Below are 16,163 nucleotides of genomic sequence, written 5' to 3'. Positions count from 1 at the left end.
TAGTTCATTTTGCATGTTGGAACGTGTGTTTTGGCGGGGCCTGTCGACTAAGGTTCTGTATCTTACAATTATCTTTGTCATGTTGGCCGAAATCGTGCTTTTCGTGCCCTCTATGGCCGTGTTCCGTCAGAACTGGCTGGAAAGCCGTGTGGACAGCGCGCAGCTTCTGACATTGGCAGTTATGGGCGTGCCGGATTATCAAGGCAGCCAAACACTGTCAGAGCGATTTATGCAGGAAACCGACGTCACCGCCGTTGTGCAAAAGCGCGGCGGCATGACTGAAGCCGTGCTGGGCATGGCTCCGGCGGATGCACAGTTTACCGTCGTTGATATGCGTGATTCCAGCCGTTTGCCGGATATTGGCGCCGCAATGCGAACTTATCTGGGCAGTGGTGAAGGCTATCTTCGCGTTCTGGCAGAGCCAAGTGTACCGGGCGCCGAGTCGCTTGAAATTATCCTTCCGAATAGCGCAGCCAAGCAGGCCCTTGTCGATTATGCCTGGCGGATTTTTGCGCTTTCAGCTTTGATCGCGGTATTGACAGCGGGACTGATTTATCTGGCGCTCTCCTTGATGATTGTGCGTCCTGTTAAACGTCTCGCGGGCGCGCTGGGGGTCTTTCGCAAAGACCCGACCCACAAGGCCGGACGTATTGTGGAGAGCCACCGCAATGACGAGATCGGACAGCTGGAGCGGGAATTTATTGACATGAAGGCGGGTATTCGCGGCGCGCTGAAACAGCAGGAACGCCTCGCTACGCTCGGTATGGCCGTTGCTAAGATTAGCCATGATCTACGCAATGTGCTGACCAGCGCGCAGCTTATCTCCGACAGACTGGCGACCGATGAAGACCCGCGCGTGGCGCGAATGGGCGAGCGCCTCGTCCGCGCGGTAGACCGCGGAATAAAGCTGTGCGCCGAGACCCTCAATTATACCAAAACCAGTGAAACTATACCCAATCTGCGAAAGCTGCGCCTGGCGTCGCTCGTCGGCGAGGCGGCCGGAGACGTGATCACCGGCGCGCGGCCCAAAGTGGCGTGGACCAATAATGTGCCGCGCGGAATGATGGTGATGGCGGATCCAGATGATGCCTACCGCATCTTTTCAAACCTGTTCCGCAACGCTGTGCAGGCGATGGAGAGGATGCACCGCAACACCCAAAACCAATTATCCGTGAGCGCCGAAACCGTATCCGTCGGTAAAAATATTTATCAGGCTATTATCCGCGTCACCGATAATGGCCCGGGCCTGCCCGAGCGCGCGCAGGAAACTTTGTTTAAGCCGTTTTCCAGCAGTGCGCGCGGCGGGACGGGTCTGGGCCTCGCCATCTCCAAAGAACTCGCCATCGCCCATGGCGGCGATTTAAGACTGGAATCCACCGGGCCGGACGGCACAGTTTTCGCGGTTGTCCTGCCGGGCGTTGCTAAAGATAAGACGAAAAAGAAAAAGTCGGACGAAGAAGAATAGGGGGAGTTGGGATGCTGGGGGATTTGGCGAAGGGGGATGTTAGAAAAGTAAAGGCATGTCGACATTAGTTAATCTTCACCGTTACTCGATTAACAGTATTAAATTTATTCAATGCCGAAATATATTGCTGACATAGTGAGTGTATCGATAACGCCATGAAGAAAAATTATCGGCCAAAGATTGCGCTTGAAAAGTAAAAACATGATTCCGAAGGCCAGCCCAATTGCTCCAGTGATAATTAAACCACGCAAGCCTTGATAATAAACATGTCCTAAACCAAAAAGAGCGGCGGCAAAAAATACGGCTAGAAATGGCGCAAATGGAAACCCGCTAAAGGCAGTCTCCAGTCGTGATATCAAATACCCCCTGAAGAACATCTCTTCTCCAAAAGCGGCAGCAGTCCAGACTATACCCAACCATAGCAACAACAGGGGTAAATTGCCCTCAATGGCGCCCCACCTGTCGTCTACCCCGCTTGAAGTTTCGGTCATGAACTCAAGCCCTAATACCTCTCCGCCAAAAAGCGGAATTGCTACGGCGGCCGCAAAGGCGGCCAAGGTAAGCCCCATCTGAGGTAACACCATTAGTTTAGAGCGTACCCCGTCAAGCCGTTTAAGTCCGTATTCTCTCCAACTTTCACCTCTGCGATTCATGTAAAGCGTAAGTAGGCCAACCACTGCGAGCAATGAAACGGGGCCGGCAAAACGCCACATAAAAAGGGACAGCGCCCATTTTGAAATAAAGGCGATGAGGATCACTACGGTCACTTCTAAGAGTGCGGCACGCCTTTCTGATTTGGGGATAAAATCTTTCATATGAGAATGCCTTTTTTTATATCAAATTTGAACGATACCAACGATAAAGTAAGGGATACTATTAGGAATAAGTAGAGAGGGTCATTCATTAGATGTGACCCATGCCCCTTTTGGATGCGTCGCTCAAAAATATTATTCAAAAAATAATGCTAAACATATATGTGTGCTTTCGCACTTTCATTTCTGCCGCTATCCTCGTTTGGGGTGTGGATTAATGTTAGCATTTTTAGTGAGGCCATCCCCACTGACCTTTTGATTATCGCCAAAAGCCCACCTCCCCTCCAAAGGGGAGGACATCCTTTTTACAATAAATACAGCAGCTTAACTTTCTTCCCCCTTTGAGGTGGAAGTGCCGGAGCGAAGCGTAGGCGATGGGGGTGGCGCCCGTTAGGGCCAACAAACCCGTGGACATATAAAAATCAATCCCCGCTCCCAATTCCTGACATATATTCAAACTGTTCTTATCTCATTGGGCAGGCAAGCGTACGTTGGCTGGCTGGAGATGAGGCGGTGTTGGGCCGAGCTGCAGCTAAACGTGCTGGAGTGACTCCCGCCAGTGAGAGCTAGAACGGCGAAACCCGGCTCATGGCCGCTGGCAGAGACATTGCTGTGCTGCGTCTTTGTGGAAAAGGGCGCATGTCGAAACTGCGTCGTCACACACGCAGCGACGGCAGGGACTTTGATAAACGAAATTACATTTTTAGCTCAGGTACTCCTGTTTAACAAAGTCCCGCACAGACGCCCTTTTTTAATAAATACAGGATTAAAAATGAAAGCCCAGCAAATGCCCCCATCGCCCCGTTCCCGATTGCCGCTGTCTTGGTGCGGCGCTCCGTAGTTTTGCACAAGGAGTCACTCGGATTTGCACCCAACAAAAAAGCCGCCCTAAAGGACGGCTGTTTGCGATAGAGTGTATCCGGCCTAGCGGCGCGGGGGCTTCTTTTTGCTTGGGATCAGACCTTCGATCTGAGCGCGCTTGCGAGCCAATTTGCGGGCGCGGCGGACAGCTTCAGCCTGCTCACGAACGCGTTTTTCGGACGGTTTTTCATAATGCTTGCGGGATTTCATCTCGCGCAGAACGCCTTCGTTCTGTAGCTTTTTTTTCAGAGCCCGAAGGGCCTGATCCACATTGTTCTGACGAACGTAAATTTCTACCATAGTTAAATCCAGTATCTCTATCTAAAGCGCGCAAAGCCCGCTAGGAGCGGGCAGGGCAAAGTTGGCGGCTTTTAACGACAGCTTTTGCCCGCGTAAAGGGGTAAGTTATGCGTAATTACAGCGTATTGCCCCATATATAAAGGTTTAACGGGTCTATGCACAGTCAAGTTCCACATTACTTTGAGAATGGCGATGTTCGTCTGGCCTATTATGTGGATGGCCCCAAAGATGGGCCGCCTTTGATTCTGATTCATGGCTGGCCGGAGCTGGCCTATAGCTTTTCGCCGATCATGCCGATACTGGCGGCCGCAGGGTTTCGCTGCATTGCGCCGGATCTGCGCGGCTTTGGCCATAGCGACATGCCTGAAGAGGCCTCTGATTACCACATTACCCGTCTTGTAGATGATGTGCGCGCTTTGCTCGACCATCACGGCATAGACCGCGCTATTATTTGCGGTCATGATTGGGGCGGCATTATCACATGGCATGCCGCGCGCATGCTCGAAAGCCGGGCCAGCCATATTATCTCGATCTGCACGCCTCATGTGCGCCGCGCGCCGGTCGATCCGGTCAAAATTTACCGTAAGCGCCATGGTGAGCAGCATTATTTCGCGCGCTTTAATGATGACCCGGAGGCCGTTGCCGATTTGTTTGGCCGTGACCCGGACGGATTTTTCCGCTTAATGTTTCGTAGCGTGCCGGACGGCGCAGAGGCTAAGTCGGACTTTACTTATATACCGCAGAATTTCGCGCAGTTTTTAGATGCCGGCGCGCCGCCGCTCAAAGGGCAGATCCTGACCGACGATCAGCGCGCGGTCTATAGCGATGCTTACGCCCAAACAGGATTTATGGGCGGCATTAATCTGTACCGCAATACCGGCGCGAATTGGGAATTTGCGGCCACGCTTGATGATGAGATCACGCAACCGACCCTGATGATCTCTCCGGACCGCGACCTTCTTCTTCCGGCCAGCTTGACTGACCCCATGGCCGACATGATCCCTGATCTGACCCGCGAGATTTTGCACGGCTCCGGTCATTGGGCGATGTGGGAGGAGCCGGAGCAGCTCGCCCATATTATGCTCGGCTGGCTGGCGCGCCAAGAGTTAGAGTAAGTCGCTGGATTAAAGCGCCTTATAAAGCGCGTCGATAAGCGCGCGCGGACGCGGGTCACCGAGCAAGTGATTACTCATTTTGTTCATGACATAGGCGCCGGTCAGCCCGCTTTCGCGGTCGGCCCACACACATGAGCCGCCCCAGCCGCTATGACCAAAACAGTCATCATTCTGCCCGTAAAAATAATTTGGCGGGTTAAACATTATCCCTGAGGCAAATTTCAGATCAAAAGGCAGAACCAAATTGGGTCCGGAATAACGCTCCTTCGTAAAGGCGCTCAGCGTATCGCCGGACAGAAACTCTGTGCCCTCAATCGCGCCGTCCAGAACCATCTGCGCAATGCGGGCAAGGCTTTTAGCCGTGCCGTGGCCGTTCGAGCCGGCAAATTCAGTCTCCCGCCACAGCGTAATACCGCGTCCGCCGGGGCTGCCGTGCTTGTTGAAAAACGCAGCTTTGGTTGCGACGTTGGGCTCGCCGAAATCGGCCATAGCAGAAGGTTTACGCAGATCAGCGCAGCGCTCATGCTCGGATGCGTTCAGGCCCAAGTGAAAATCAATGCCCAGAGGGCCGGCGATATCCTCGCGTAGAATCTGCCCGACTGTACGCCCGCTAGCGCGCCGCACTACAGCATTAACCAATGGCCCGAAGGTGACAGGGTGATAGCCGCTGGCGCTGCCGGGCGTGAAGAGGGGCTTCTGCGCGGCCAGGGTCGCTTCCAGCTTATCCAGATCAAACCAATCTGCGGCTTGCCATGCCGGATCGGTAATCCCGGATAATCCGGCTTGATGTGAGAGTAGCTGCGCAATCGTGACATCGTCTTTGCCGTTTTGCGCAAATTCAGACCAATGGTCTGCGACTTTATCTTCATAGGAGAAATCGCCGCGCTCGACACATAAGGCCGTAACGCAGGCAGTTACGAATTTCGTACAGGAAAATACGCTGATCAGAGTATCACTTTGCCATGGCTTTTCTTTTGCGCGGTCCTGATGTCCGCCCCATAGATCGACGATAGTTTCGCCGTCTTTATAGACGCAAAATCCTGCACCGGTTTCTTGGCCTGTTTCGAAATGCTGTGTGAACACGTCGCGGACAGCCTCGAAGCCGGGCGCAATATCGCCGTATATAATGTCAGATGTCATAATCTTGTCCTGATAAATCCTGCCCGACCAGAACCAGCTCGTCGCGCCCCGCATTAACAGAATGCTTGAGCGCCGCAAAGGTCGTCATCACAGCCTTAGTCAGCGCAAGTTTTGCGGGTAAACCGCTAAGGACATGGCCTAGATAGAGCGCGGCCAGCAGGTCGCCGCTTCCGCTCGGCACTTTGTGCAGCTTGTCATGCTCCACCGAAAACATCTCAACCCCGCGCATCTGCGCCCCGATTTTCTCTCCGCCTGATTCAGTCCTGCCCATAGGGACAGAGGTGACGATAATCGTCTCCGGACTTGCGGGATGCGTGTCATCATCGGTCAGAAAGTCCAGCTCCCACATATTCGGCGTGATGGTATCGGCCTGCGGGACAAGCCGGGTTTTAATTGCGCGCGCAATCGGCCGGGCCACATATAGCCCGCCTGGAGTATCCCCCATTATGGGATCGATAAGGACTTGCAGGCCGGGGCCGCGTCGAAGCTCATCAATGATCTCTCGGGCCAGTTCGATATGATCCACATGGCCCATATATCCGGTCAGAACAGCGTCGAAGTGTAGCTTTTGAGCTTTGACGCCCGCCCATAAATCGCGAAGCCGCGCGGGATCGGTTACGCCGCCGCCCGGCGGCCCCCAGCCGGGGTGACGCCCCATCTGTGTGGTCGGCAATATCACTGTCTCTATCCCCAGCGCATTAAGCGCATTAGCCGAGGTGCGCGCGCCAACCTGGCTGGACGCGACCCATGACGAGATAATGAGAACCCGTTTCATAAATGTGACGTGAAGGATTTGAGCCCACTATTCAAGTCACTTAACATTTGCTAAGAGGGCCTATGCTAAAAATTTACCATAACCCCCGCTGCAGCAAATCCCGCGAAACTCTGTCATTGTTACAACAAAACGGCCACGAACCGGATGTTGTGGAATATCTGAAAAAACCTTTGGAGCCCCGCGCGATAAAAAAACTCGCCGATAAAATGGGCATCACGGATTACCGAGAGATGATGCGCACGGGTGAGGCTATATTTAAGGCTCAGGCTCTGGATAAAGCGCCGCAAGGACAATTATTATCGGCAATGGCACTCAATCCTATTCTGATCGAGCGTCCAATTGTCGAGACCGATGCCGCCGCCGCGATTGGCCGCCCGCCGGAAAATGTGCTTAAATTATTTTAACGCATGACGTTTGATTCTTAGCGTCTTTCAGAAAATCTGCGCCGCTTAAACGGCTTGTTAAGCAAAACAAGGCAAATCTCCCATTAACCATGACGCAATTTTGCGGGGGAGATTATTATGCGCATTGCTGCTTTGGCTTTTTCATCAGTTTTGATATCCGGCTGTTCGTGGATTGGCTTCGGCCCGCAACCCGGACATAACAGCGCGCAGCAAACCCGCGGCGGACACTATCAAAACCCTCAATATGGTCAGCCGCAAGCCGGATACGCACACGCCCGCAAAGCCGGAGGGCCCTGCACAATCACCCAGGTTACGCAGCCCGCACCGCCCGGATGCCGCCCGGAACAGGTTACAATCGCGCTCCCCCAATATGGCGCTGCGGCGCAAGCCGGCGCTTACCCGCAGCAAAGCGCGCAACGCACTTACGGCCCGTCAAGCGGCGCGGCTGTGCCTGTCGCCCGGCGCGCCTCTTCGGAGACTCATATTTATAGCCGCCCTTATTCGCGCTCGGGGCTTCGCTTGAACGGTACACTCGGGGCAGAACGCAGCGTCTCTGGTGAGGCGTTAAATTCCGAAGATTTCTTCCCGCTTTATCCCAGCGCCGCACATACTGAACAAATCATCGTAGGTACGCCAGCCGATCCGCAAGTTGTGACAACAGATTACAGCGTTGATAATGTTAGCGCTTCAGGTCCGGGCGTAAGCTTTTCCGATCTTTACGGTTCAGTCTTTAATGTCGGCCTTGGCGCGGAATATTTCGTTACTCCGCGATTTGCGATGACGGCCAATGCGACTTATGGGGTTGCGGCGGGCCGCGATGGCGGCGGCGCGACCTATACCGGAAATGTGAATGCACAAGCCAGCGTTCAGGCTTTTGCCGACGGCGCGATTCCGGGATCACGCGTCGCTAACGGTCCGCCGGTCGTTACGACAACAACACAAACCAATGCGCCGGTCGCGTCGACACAGTTTACGGTCAATGACTTACAACGCGCGAATGTCGAGCTGGGTGGACGGCATTATTTTAATGCCCCTTTTGCCAATTATTTCGAACGTCCGCCCACACCCTATATCGGAGCATCTGCAGGGGCCTCTCATTATAACGCGCTGGAGATCAAACAGGATCGCCAGGAACTTGCCCTGTCAGGATATGCCATGGGCGGCGCGCCGACCTACACAACAATTTCCAACGAGCCCGCCCGCGAACTTATCGAAGAAGGCTGGGTCCCCAGCGGTGGTTTGACCGCAGGGGTGGAGTGGCAGGTCTCTCCGCGGGCTTCGCTCGGATTTGAAACAGGCGTTAAATATGAGGGGCCGCGCAATAAAACGGCCGGCGGGGAAACCGATGCCAATATTTCAATACCTCTGACTTTGCGGGGGTCTATCGGATTTTAGCAGCTGATTATTTTAACGCCTCGTTAACATTTAAGCCTCTGAAGTTAATGACGTTTTCGTAAGGTAAAAAAGGTTTTGTTAAGCATAATGTGTTCCAAAAGGATACACGATTTTTAAATAGGGAGGCCGCCCATGCGCCTTACAATCTGTACTTTATCCGCCGCACTCCTGTCTGGGTGTTCATGGCTGGGATATGGGGGGCAAACGAATAGCCAATATCAAGGCGGCTCATATTCTAATGCCTGCCCGACCGGTTATGCGGCTCAGCCCTCTTACGGATATCAAGGCGGCGCAGGTTGTCAGCCCGGCGGATATAGCGGTGCAAGCTACGGCCAGAGCGCCGGATACGCACAGGCGCCAAGCGGGGGCGGCTACGGTCAATCCGGTTATAGCCAAGCTGGCTACGCCCAAAACGGGTATGGCGCAGGAATGCAGACCGGCGCAACTTATGGCGGCAGTGTCGGCAGCGCTCCGACTTTAAGCGCAATGTCTCAATCCTATTCCACCGCTTCGTCTGCATCACACGGCGTTACTCCTGTTATCGGCGCGGGCGGACAAATTATCGGTACGGTCGGACAAGACGGCTCCGTGGTCAATTCTTCCGGTCAGGTCATCGGCTATGTCAGTAGCGGCGGCCAAGTCGTCGGCGGCAACGGACAGGTTATCGGCCAGATCAGCAGCGCCGGCACAGCCTCATATGGCGGCGGTCAAGCCGTGCAATATGCAGCCGGTGGCTGCGGCGGCGTCGCTGTTGCAAGCAGCGGATGCGGCGTGACGCGCGTCCAAGGCGCGCCAATTTATGTGCCCCGTCCTTATCCTGTCAGCTATCAGACACCGCGCATACGCCGCACGGGTGGATCAAACGCTTTGGGTCTCGCAGGCTTTGTCGGCATCAGCAATTTTGTAGGCGGTGATTTATTTGGAGGCGCGCCTGCCAAACCGGCCAGCGCAACACGCGATGTTTCTGTTCTGGATTCAATTGAATACGCGGATGCATTTGATGCCGGCACAGTTTACGGCGGCGCACTGGAATATGATATATCCAGCAATGCGACTATTTTTGCCGGCGCACGTTATGCGCAATATGAGGGTCAGCAAATTCGGAACGGCACGATCACGGAAAATAACGCACCGGGCGGACCTGTCACTGAACCCGGTCTGTATCAATTCTCAGACCTTAACGAGTTGACCATTGAAGGCGGCGTACGCCAATACGCCAGTAGCGGCACAGGGTTCCGACCCTATATCGGCGCATCAGGCGGTTTTACGCATAATAACAATGTGACCATAACAACAACGTCTGAAGGCGGTAACGCTGTAACAGCCCCTGAAACACAGATTTACATCCGCGAAGGCTGGCAGCCCACTGCGTCCGGTATTATCGGGGCAGAAATTGCCGCCGGTCCGAATGTCGCGCTGGGAGTTGAGACGGGTATACGCTGGACCGATGACCGTGCCACAAATATCAAAAGCGATGATACATGGTCAATCCCCGTCACATTACGCGGACGTGTTGCTTTTTAGACTTCTCAAAATGCTGAGTATACGGCCCGGCAATCGTGTCGGGCTTTTTTTGAAAACTTAATTAAAGATTCAAAACTGGCGCGTAGATTGCAAAATCAGTGACAGACACGATGAGGCGCACACACGCTGTGCCAAATTTAGACACTAGGAGGTCACTATGCGTCTGCTATCCATCGCCGCCATCGGCGTTTCAACCCTGGCATTGTCAGGATGTTCATTTTTCAACGGCATGTGGGGCCAGAGCGGCCACCATGGTGCAAATAATTATAATGGCGGCGCTTATGCGGCGTCCAATTGTGGAAATAGCTGCGTCGGCGGCAAACAAATTTCCAGACTGAACTTCGAAGCCGGTGCCGGTTACGACTTTATTACGGGCGGCGAAGCCATTACCGGTAGTAATGTCGCACCATTTCCGGGACAGAATATCAATGATATTGATATGAAAGATGCCTATGAAGACGCCTTTAATGTTTTTGCCGGCGGTTCATATATGCTTAATCCGGATCGCAAACTGACCGGTCAGTACACTTATTCGACCGCTAAAGGCCAGACGAATGACCTGGGCCGCGAAACGGGCCGTTTGACAAATACCAATGCCAAGCTTTCACGCTATGAAAGCCACGGTCTTGATTTAGGTGTACGCCAGTATTTCCGTCCGAAATATCTGGGATCCACTAACTTCCGCTATCGCCCATACGTTGAAGGCAAAATCGGCGCGACATATGTCGATGACATTAAACTTATTACGGTTGAACAGGGTAATCCTGCCAGCTCGCGTACTGTCGACTTTTACGATAGCGGCTGGGTTCCGACAGCGGCCGGTATGGTCGGTATAGAAACGCCGCTCTTTAACCGTACAACAATCGGTTTGGAAACCGGCATCCGCTATACAGGCAAGATGGACGATGCGCAAAATCTTCAGGCGCAAGCTCCAAATCTAGCCGGCGCAAATGATGGCGGTGAGCGTTGGACCGTTCCTGTTGCCATCCGTGGCCGCTATCGTTTCTAAAGCGTAAATAATTTGCCGTTTTGAAAGCGAATAATGCTTTCAAGGGTGGGGTGACAGGCCTGCAGCCAAGCTGCAGGTCATTTTTTTGTGGTCTTGTTTTTGCCATGTCGCGGCGTTAGCCCGATAAGTGTGACATTGCGATCTACATGTTTTTGGCTAAGCTTTATTTGCGCCGTCTTTCTGGTCGGTTGCACGACAGTGGCGCAGAATAAAAACCGCGTGATGATTAAATACGCGCCCATCGGCAGCGATGCCCCGCGCAGTATTTATGCCGATAACCGCGCTTTACTACGCGGATACGTCAAACCCGACGGCGTGCCGCTTGATTTGTACCGCGACGTTCCTGAGATCGCGACCTTGGCGGGGTATGCCTATCGCGGCAGCGCGCCGGTCCGGGACTGCGCCGCGGCCGCGCCGATGACCTTCACCGCAGTGCCGGATCTTCGCGTTCACATCCCCGATCAGTGGATACGTCCAAATGCGGGGCTTAATAATGAGGCCGTCAGCCTGCCACTATACGCGCAGCTAGCGCTTGGCATATCTGCGCCCCAAACGCTTTCGGCTGAAGAACGGATGGAGTTAAGCTCCGGCCTGACTTATGATGTCTGGCAACGCGAGACCGGACCGGATAGCCGCGACTACGCTATTGTTTTCCGGGGTACGAATTTGCGCTCTAAGGGGGATTGGTGCGCAAATTTACGTCCGATTGGGTTTTGCGATGACCAAAACGATCAGTTTGATCAGGTCGCCGCGTTAATAGAGCCTTTGGTCGAAACCCTGATCCGCCGCGCCACCGCAGAGGGCCGCCGCGCCCGCATTATTACTGTCGGACACAGCCTGGGCGGGGCGCTGGCCCAGCAAGCCGCTTATCGCAGTCCCCATATCAATCTGGCCTTTGCTTTTAACGCGACGCCGCTGCTGGGGTATCTGGACAGCGATATATTAAGCGGCGATGGCGAAGGCCGCAAAGGCTTGACGATTTTCCAGATATTTGAGGCTGGCGAAATTCTTGCTCCCGTGCGGGCTATGGCTAACTCCCTGCGGCCCTTATCCGCGCGTGATCCGCAAATCATTATCCTGCGATATTCTCTACATAGCGGACTCTACCCTTTTGTCGGGGTGATCAGGAACCACAATATGGTCGAGCTGGCCTGCGGCCTGAGAGCGGTCGAGCAAGACGTACTGAACGCGCCGATGCAGCCTTAATTGGCTGTGCAGGACGCGCGGTCATGCGCGCTGACGAAGTCCATCATAGCCGGACGCACGGGGTTGTCTTTCTTACGCAGTACAGTCGACATCGCCGTTAAGACATCAATATGGCCCGCGCCCTCTATAAATACAGTCTTCGCCTCTGTTCCGCCGGATGACAATGCGGCCGCCATGCGTGTGGTCTGTGCGGGATCAACAGTCGTGTCATCATCTCCGGTAATCATCAGAGCCGGAATTTTTGAGTCTGCAGCATAATTGATCGGACGCATTTCGCTACGAAGATTTTCGGGGAAAATAGACAAATAGGGTTCTTCATAAACCTTAAAATCATAGGGTCCGGCCAGCCCGGCCCAGCCCGAAATCACGGCGCATGGCGTCAGACCTTCTGCGGCGAGGTAGCGCGGATCCACGGCAACCATCGAGGCCAGATGCGCGCCGGCGCTATGGCCAGCCAGAACCATCGGGCGGTCATATCGCGCGCGGGTAAAAGCGACCGCTTTGGCGGCATCTTTTAAAAATTCGGGATAGATAACATCTGGGTATAGGCGGTAGTCGGGCACAATGACCGTATATCTGGCTTCGGTGAAGCTTTGCCCGATAAATTTATAAATGTCTTTTGATCCGTCATTCCAGCCGCCACCGTAAAAGAAGACGACAACAGGCGCGTTTGCTACCGGGTTTGCAGGCGTATAAATGTCAAGTTTCTGCGAAGGCAGCGCGCCATAAGCCACATTCTTCTCAACTGTGAAATTCTTATCCGTCGTAATACCGTTCAAAACAGTGACAGGGGCGCAAGCGGCCAGTCCGGTCAGTATCGGCAGCATTGCGCCATATTTCAAAGTTTTAAAAAACGTCATGGTGGCCTCATCTATGGGGGAAGAATTATAGTATCAAAACGCCGGGGCGTGCGCGCCGTTCCATCACGCCTTGGTGATGGGAGCCTTTTCACGCATGCTACGTTAATAAGGTAAGGAGTAATATTAATCATGAACCAAACTTACATATTTCCGGCACGCATCTGTCTCTCCGCGCTTATTATCGCGGGCTGTCTTCCGATAGCCGCTTACGGACAGGATTTGCGCGGCGACCCGTTCTGCTTCCCCGCCAAAGGGGTCGGCGATATGGTTGAGCGCCTCGAAAATATCGATGCCGACCGCCGTGATGTGGTTGACGTGAATGTCTCGCCGCGCTTTATCCGCAAAGATGGCGGCCCGTGGCCGGAGCGTTTCTATATCCGCGACGGTGAAGACGAATTGGACATCGCCGTTGAAAAACCGTCCGGCGCGACCCCCTCTTTCATGAGCGCCGTCAGAGCGCATGAAAGCGGCGATATTTGTATTGCCGACAGTGCCCGCGCCTCCCGCCCTGCTGATGATGAAGGCCTTTATTTTGAAATGGGTCTGTCGCCGATTTTTAACAGCATTGCAGGCCGTCATGATATGGCCGCGCTGAAAGAAGGCAGTAAAGATGCCAAAGTCTTTTATCAGCAAATGATCCCGATGGCCTTTCGTTTGTTAATGCCCGATCCGGATTATTACGGCGTTAAATATGAGGACAAGGCCACACCGCCGCAGATTTTTGTCGACACGGCCAAAGGCGAGGTTCCGGTCAGTTCTGACAGCTACCGCGACATGCATATCGTCTCTATGGACCAGATCCGGCGCGAAGGCGGGTCGGCCTTAATCGTCAGGGGCGGGGCTTACACGCTCCAACCCACACCCAGCATCGCGACCATGAAACGCTTCGGTTACGGGCAGGATACAGAAAAATAGCCCTTATCGAAAAAATTAAGGAACCTTAATGTCGGTCGCGACGTTTCTTTTTCACAACCACTTATAGGAGGACCTAATGTTACGTTGGGCTATTATTTTCTTTGTTATCGCAATTATCGCAGCCGTTCTTGGCTTTGGTGGTATTGCTGCCGGTGCACAATATATTGCCGGTGTTTTGTTTGTTATTTTCCTTGTCTTGCTTGTCTTGCACTTCCTCGGCGGTAAAAAAATATAACAGATATTTGCTGAAATTCCGCGAGAGCGGGCCCGTGGGTTGCTGAGCAACACATCGGGGATTTCAGCACTTTTACTTATTAAAGCTGTCGCCTCGCGCGGCAGCTTTTTTTGTGTCTAAAGCGCTTTCGTCAGCGCCGCGAGACGGGGCATGACATCACGCGTCATATCGGCCGGTGCGCGGGTAATGCCGAGTTTGACAATCACGGCATTCTGGCCGGGGAGTATAATCACCCGCTGGTGATCATGCCCGCCCATATAATAGGCGTCTTCGGGCAGACCGGGCAGGGCTCTTTGCCCCAGATTAAGCCAGAAGTGAGAGCCGTATACCCCGCCGGATTGCGCGGCAGGGCGGCGCGCCATATCCGTCCAGCCTTGCGGCAAAATGCGCGTCCCGCCCGCCATGCCGTCATTTAAATAAAGCTGTCCCATCGCCGCCCAGTCGCGCGCCGTCATATAGACAAAGCTGCTGCCGATCGGCGTCCCCTCAAAGTCATTCTCAACAACCGCGCTGTCAATACCGACCGGCCCGAACAGCTTGTCTTGCGCCAGGGCGTCTATCGTCGTGCCGGCCACGTCCAGCTCGCGGCGCAAAATCAGGGCGAGAATATTGCTTGTCCCGCTGCTATAGCTCCACTGCGCTCCCGGGGCATAGGACAGCGGCAAGCTGGCCGCATAGCGCCCCGCGCCGCGCTCCGCCCACAGCATGGTATTGACGTGACTGCTAGGCGCGCCGTAATTTTCATCAAAGGCCAGACCGGACTGCATTTCAAACATATCGCGCAGCTTAATCGCCGCGCGCTCATCCCCCGCCCACTCTTCCAGTAACGGACCGCCTTCAATATCCAGATAGCCCGCCATTTGCGCCGCGCCATACAGGGCGTGGGTAATGGATTTGGCCATAGACCAGCTTTGCATGGGCGTCCCGGCGTTAAATCCATCTGCGTAATGCTCGCCAATGATGACGCCGTTTTGCATAACGACGACGGCGCGCGTCCCGATGGCATGATCGCTCAGGCTGTCATCAAACAGCGCCATCACCGCCGCTTGCACGCCGGGGTCAATCTTGACAGCGGGCGGGGCAAGTTCAGGGCCAGTCTCAGTATCAGCAGCAGGCGCAGTGGGGGCGTCAGTCGCGACAGGGGCGGGAAGCGCGGTTTCGCCCGGCGGCAGGAGCAGGCAGCCTTGCGCGCCGCGATAAACCGCTTTGCGCCCTCCCAGGCCGAACAGATGGCCGCTGATGACTCGGCTTTGCGCGTCCATCGAGGTCGACACATAATTCAAAAGCGGATGAATGCCGTTAAAATCCCCGGCCGTGACCGTGTCAAAATCGCGCCCGGCGACAAAAACCTCGCTGCATGTGACCTTCACCTGATAGCCCACCGCAATCGGGGCCTGCGCCGCCAGTTTTGAATAGACAACCCCGCCCCCGATAAGGAGCGCGGCGATAAAGATTAAGGCTATAATTTTTTTCATAGAATTGTGTAGGCGCGATGAGGTGGTTTGGAAAGATGAGGCGGGCCTTTTTATCGCGCTAAGCCCGCGTGTCCCAAACGTCATCATGCGATGGCCCATCGGGTGACCACATGCGCGCCGGGTTGGCCGGCGGCGGCGCGCCGCTAAAAATGCGCGGACTCATCCGCGAAGCTGAGCCTCCGATGGAGACCAGAAGAGAAATGTTTTACGAAGGGTCAGCTTCGCGGCGATATCTCACGGCCGATACGCGGCTCTCGCTAAGGTCACAGTCCGCAGCGCAGTCTGCTCCCAAACCTGTTTGATGTGGGCCGTAACCTCACTTCTCCCGGATCCAATACCGATCTCTCATAAGTTCCGAACGTCGACACCCGGCCCGCCACAAGAGACAGTTTAAAGATAGGGGAGAATGAGAGGGCGGGGATGTATCTTTTTAAAAGCGCGGTTTTATGAGGAGAAGGTCAAAGTAAAGATGGGGATTGCGGGAAAATCGCACGCTAACACCCCGTCCTTCGAGTACCGGGCCTACCGGCCCGCCTCAGGATGAGGTGTTTGTGAGTTAGGCATTTAATTTTAAATCAAAACTAAGCCTCATCCTGAGGACGCGCTATAAGCGCGTGGACTCGAAGGACGAGGCGGCAGTAAAGCGCCGTAGAATATATCGAATTTAGGAGT

16 protein-coding genes are annotated in these 16,163 nt (G+C 54.3%); 10 read left to right on the top strand and 6 right to left on the bottom strand.

Annotation, left to right across the window (positions count from 1 at the left end; all coding sequences use genetic code 11):
• Positions 1-13 precede the first annotated feature (13 nt).
• On the top strand, positions 14-1,465 hold the full coding sequence (locus H142_RS15290) for a sensor histidine kinase (RefSeq protein WP_017931977.1): 1,452 nt from the start codon (positions 14-16) through the stop codon (positions 1,463-1,465).
• A 104-nt stretch (positions 1,466-1,569) separates the two neighbouring features.
• Here the strand turns inward: H142_RS15290 and H142_RS0109875 are convergent, their stop codons facing one another.
• Positions 1,570-2,280, bottom strand: a complete 711-nt coding sequence (locus H142_RS0109875) for a CPBP family intramembrane glutamic endopeptidase (protein WP_017931976.1) — start codon at positions 2,278-2,280, stop codon at positions 1,570-1,572.
• A 921-nt stretch (positions 2,281-3,201) separates the two neighbouring features.
• Positions 3,202-3,438: a 30S ribosomal protein S21 gene (gene rpsU / locus H142_RS0109870; RefSeq protein WP_017931975.1), complete on the bottom strand. Its 237-nt coding sequence runs from the start codon at positions 3,436-3,438 to the stop codon at positions 3,202-3,204.
• Positions 3,439-3,593: 155 nt separating this feature from the next.
• Here rpsU and H142_RS15285 point away from each other — a divergent pair, with 155 nt between their 5' ends.
• Positions 3,594-4,553 carry an alpha/beta fold hydrolase gene (locus tag H142_RS15285; RefSeq protein ID WP_017931974.1) on the top strand — a complete coding sequence of 320 codons (960 nt, stop codon included), beginning with the start codon at positions 3,594-3,596 and terminating at the stop codon, positions 4,551-4,553.
• 9 nt (positions 4,554-4,562) lie between these two features.
• Here the strand turns inward: H142_RS15285 and H142_RS0109860 are convergent, their stop codons facing one another.
• Together H142_RS0109860 and H142_RS0109855 are read right to left on the bottom strand one after the other, a co-directional pair.
• On the bottom strand, positions 4,563-5,693 hold the full coding sequence (locus tag H142_RS0109860; RefSeq protein ID WP_017931973.1) for a serine hydrolase domain-containing protein: 1,131 nt from the start codon (positions 5,691-5,693) through the stop codon (positions 4,563-4,565).
• On the bottom strand, positions 5,683-6,468 hold the full coding sequence (locus H142_RS0109855; protein ID WP_017931972.1) for a bifunctional hydroxymethylpyrimidine kinase/phosphomethylpyrimidine kinase: 786 nt from the start codon (positions 6,466-6,468) through the stop codon (positions 5,683-5,685). The genes H142_RS0109860 and H142_RS0109855 overlap by 11 nt, the downstream gene beginning before the upstream one ends.
• A 62-nt stretch (positions 6,469-6,530) precedes the next feature.
• Between H142_RS0109855 and arsC the strand changes: the two genes are divergently transcribed.
• The 5 genes from arsC to H142_RS0109830 all read left to right on the top strand — a co-directional run bounded on the left by arsC (position 6,531) and on the right by H142_RS0109830 (position 12,006).
• Positions 6,531-6,872, top strand: coding sequence for an arsenate reductase (glutaredoxin) (gene arsC / locus H142_RS0109850; protein WP_017931971.1), 342 nt, complete (start codon positions 6,531-6,533; stop codon positions 6,870-6,872).
• A 117-nt stretch (positions 6,873-6,989) separates the two neighbouring features.
• Entirely contained in the window at positions 6,990-8,267 is a 1,278-nt protein-coding gene (locus tag H142_RS0109845) for a DUF3575 domain-containing protein (protein WP_017931970.1), read from the top strand.
• Between the two features lie 132 nt (positions 8,268-8,399).
• Entirely contained in the window at positions 8,400-9,791 is a 1,392-nt protein-coding gene (locus H142_RS0109840) for a hypothetical protein (RefSeq protein ID WP_017931969.1), read from the top strand.
• 157 nt (positions 9,792-9,948) lie between these two features.
• Positions 9,949-10,800 (top strand): hypothetical protein, encoded by an 852-nt coding sequence (locus tag H142_RS0109835; RefSeq protein ID WP_017931968.1) that lies wholly within the window; start codon positions 9,949-9,951, stop codon positions 10,798-10,800.
• Positions 10,801-10,929: 129 nt separating this feature from the next.
• Positions 10,930-12,006 carry a lipase family protein gene (locus H142_RS0109830; protein ID WP_156811990.1) on the top strand — a complete coding sequence of 359 codons (1,077 nt, stop codon included), beginning with the start codon at positions 10,930-10,932 and terminating at the stop codon, positions 12,004-12,006.
• Here the strand turns inward: H142_RS0109830 and H142_RS0109825 are convergent.
• The gene (locus tag H142_RS0109825) at positions 12,003-12,866 is read right to left on the bottom strand and encodes an alpha/beta hydrolase (protein ID WP_017931966.1); all 864 of its coding nucleotides are present in this window, start codon (positions 12,864-12,866) and stop codon (positions 12,003-12,005) included. The genes H142_RS0109830 and H142_RS0109825 overlap by 4 nt on opposite strands.
• Before the next feature lie 129 nt (positions 12,867-12,995).
• On the opposite strand from H142_RS0109825, the gene H142_RS0109820 reads away from it, so the two are divergent.
• Both H142_RS0109820 and H142_RS16670 read left to right on the top strand, forming a co-directional pair.
• Entirely contained in the window at positions 12,996-13,781 is a 786-nt protein-coding gene (locus H142_RS0109820; protein WP_017931965.1) for a hypothetical protein, read from the top strand.
• Positions 13,782-13,857: 76 nt separating this feature from the next.
• Entirely contained in the window at positions 13,858-14,016 is a 159-nt protein-coding gene (locus H142_RS16670) for a DUF1328 family protein (protein ID WP_017931964.1), read from the top strand.
• Positions 14,017-14,132: 116 nt separating this feature from the next.
• Here H142_RS16670 and H142_RS15280 read toward each other — a convergent pair whose 3' ends face one another.
• The gene (locus tag H142_RS15280) at positions 14,133-15,491 is read right to left on the bottom strand and encodes a serine hydrolase domain-containing protein (protein WP_169331844.1); all 1,359 of its coding nucleotides are present in this window, start codon (positions 15,489-15,491) and stop codon (positions 14,133-14,135) included.
• A gap of 110 nt (positions 15,492-15,601) precedes the next feature.
• On the opposite strand from H142_RS15280, the gene H142_RS0109805 reads away from it, so the two are divergent.
• Positions 15,602-15,793 (top strand): hypothetical protein, encoded by a 192-nt coding sequence (locus tag H142_RS0109805; RefSeq protein ID WP_017931962.1) that lies wholly within the window; start codon positions 15,602-15,604, stop codon positions 15,791-15,793.
• Positions 15,794-16,163 lie beyond the last annotated feature (370 nt).

Origin of the sequence: Robiginitomaculum antarcticum DSM 21748 (assembly GCF_000365025.1) — a bacterium.
Classification (GTDB): Bacteria; Pseudomonadota; Alphaproteobacteria; order Caulobacterales; family Maricaulaceae; genus Robiginitomaculum; species Robiginitomaculum antarcticum.
This window is presented reverse-complemented; position numbering and strand designations above follow the sequence as displayed.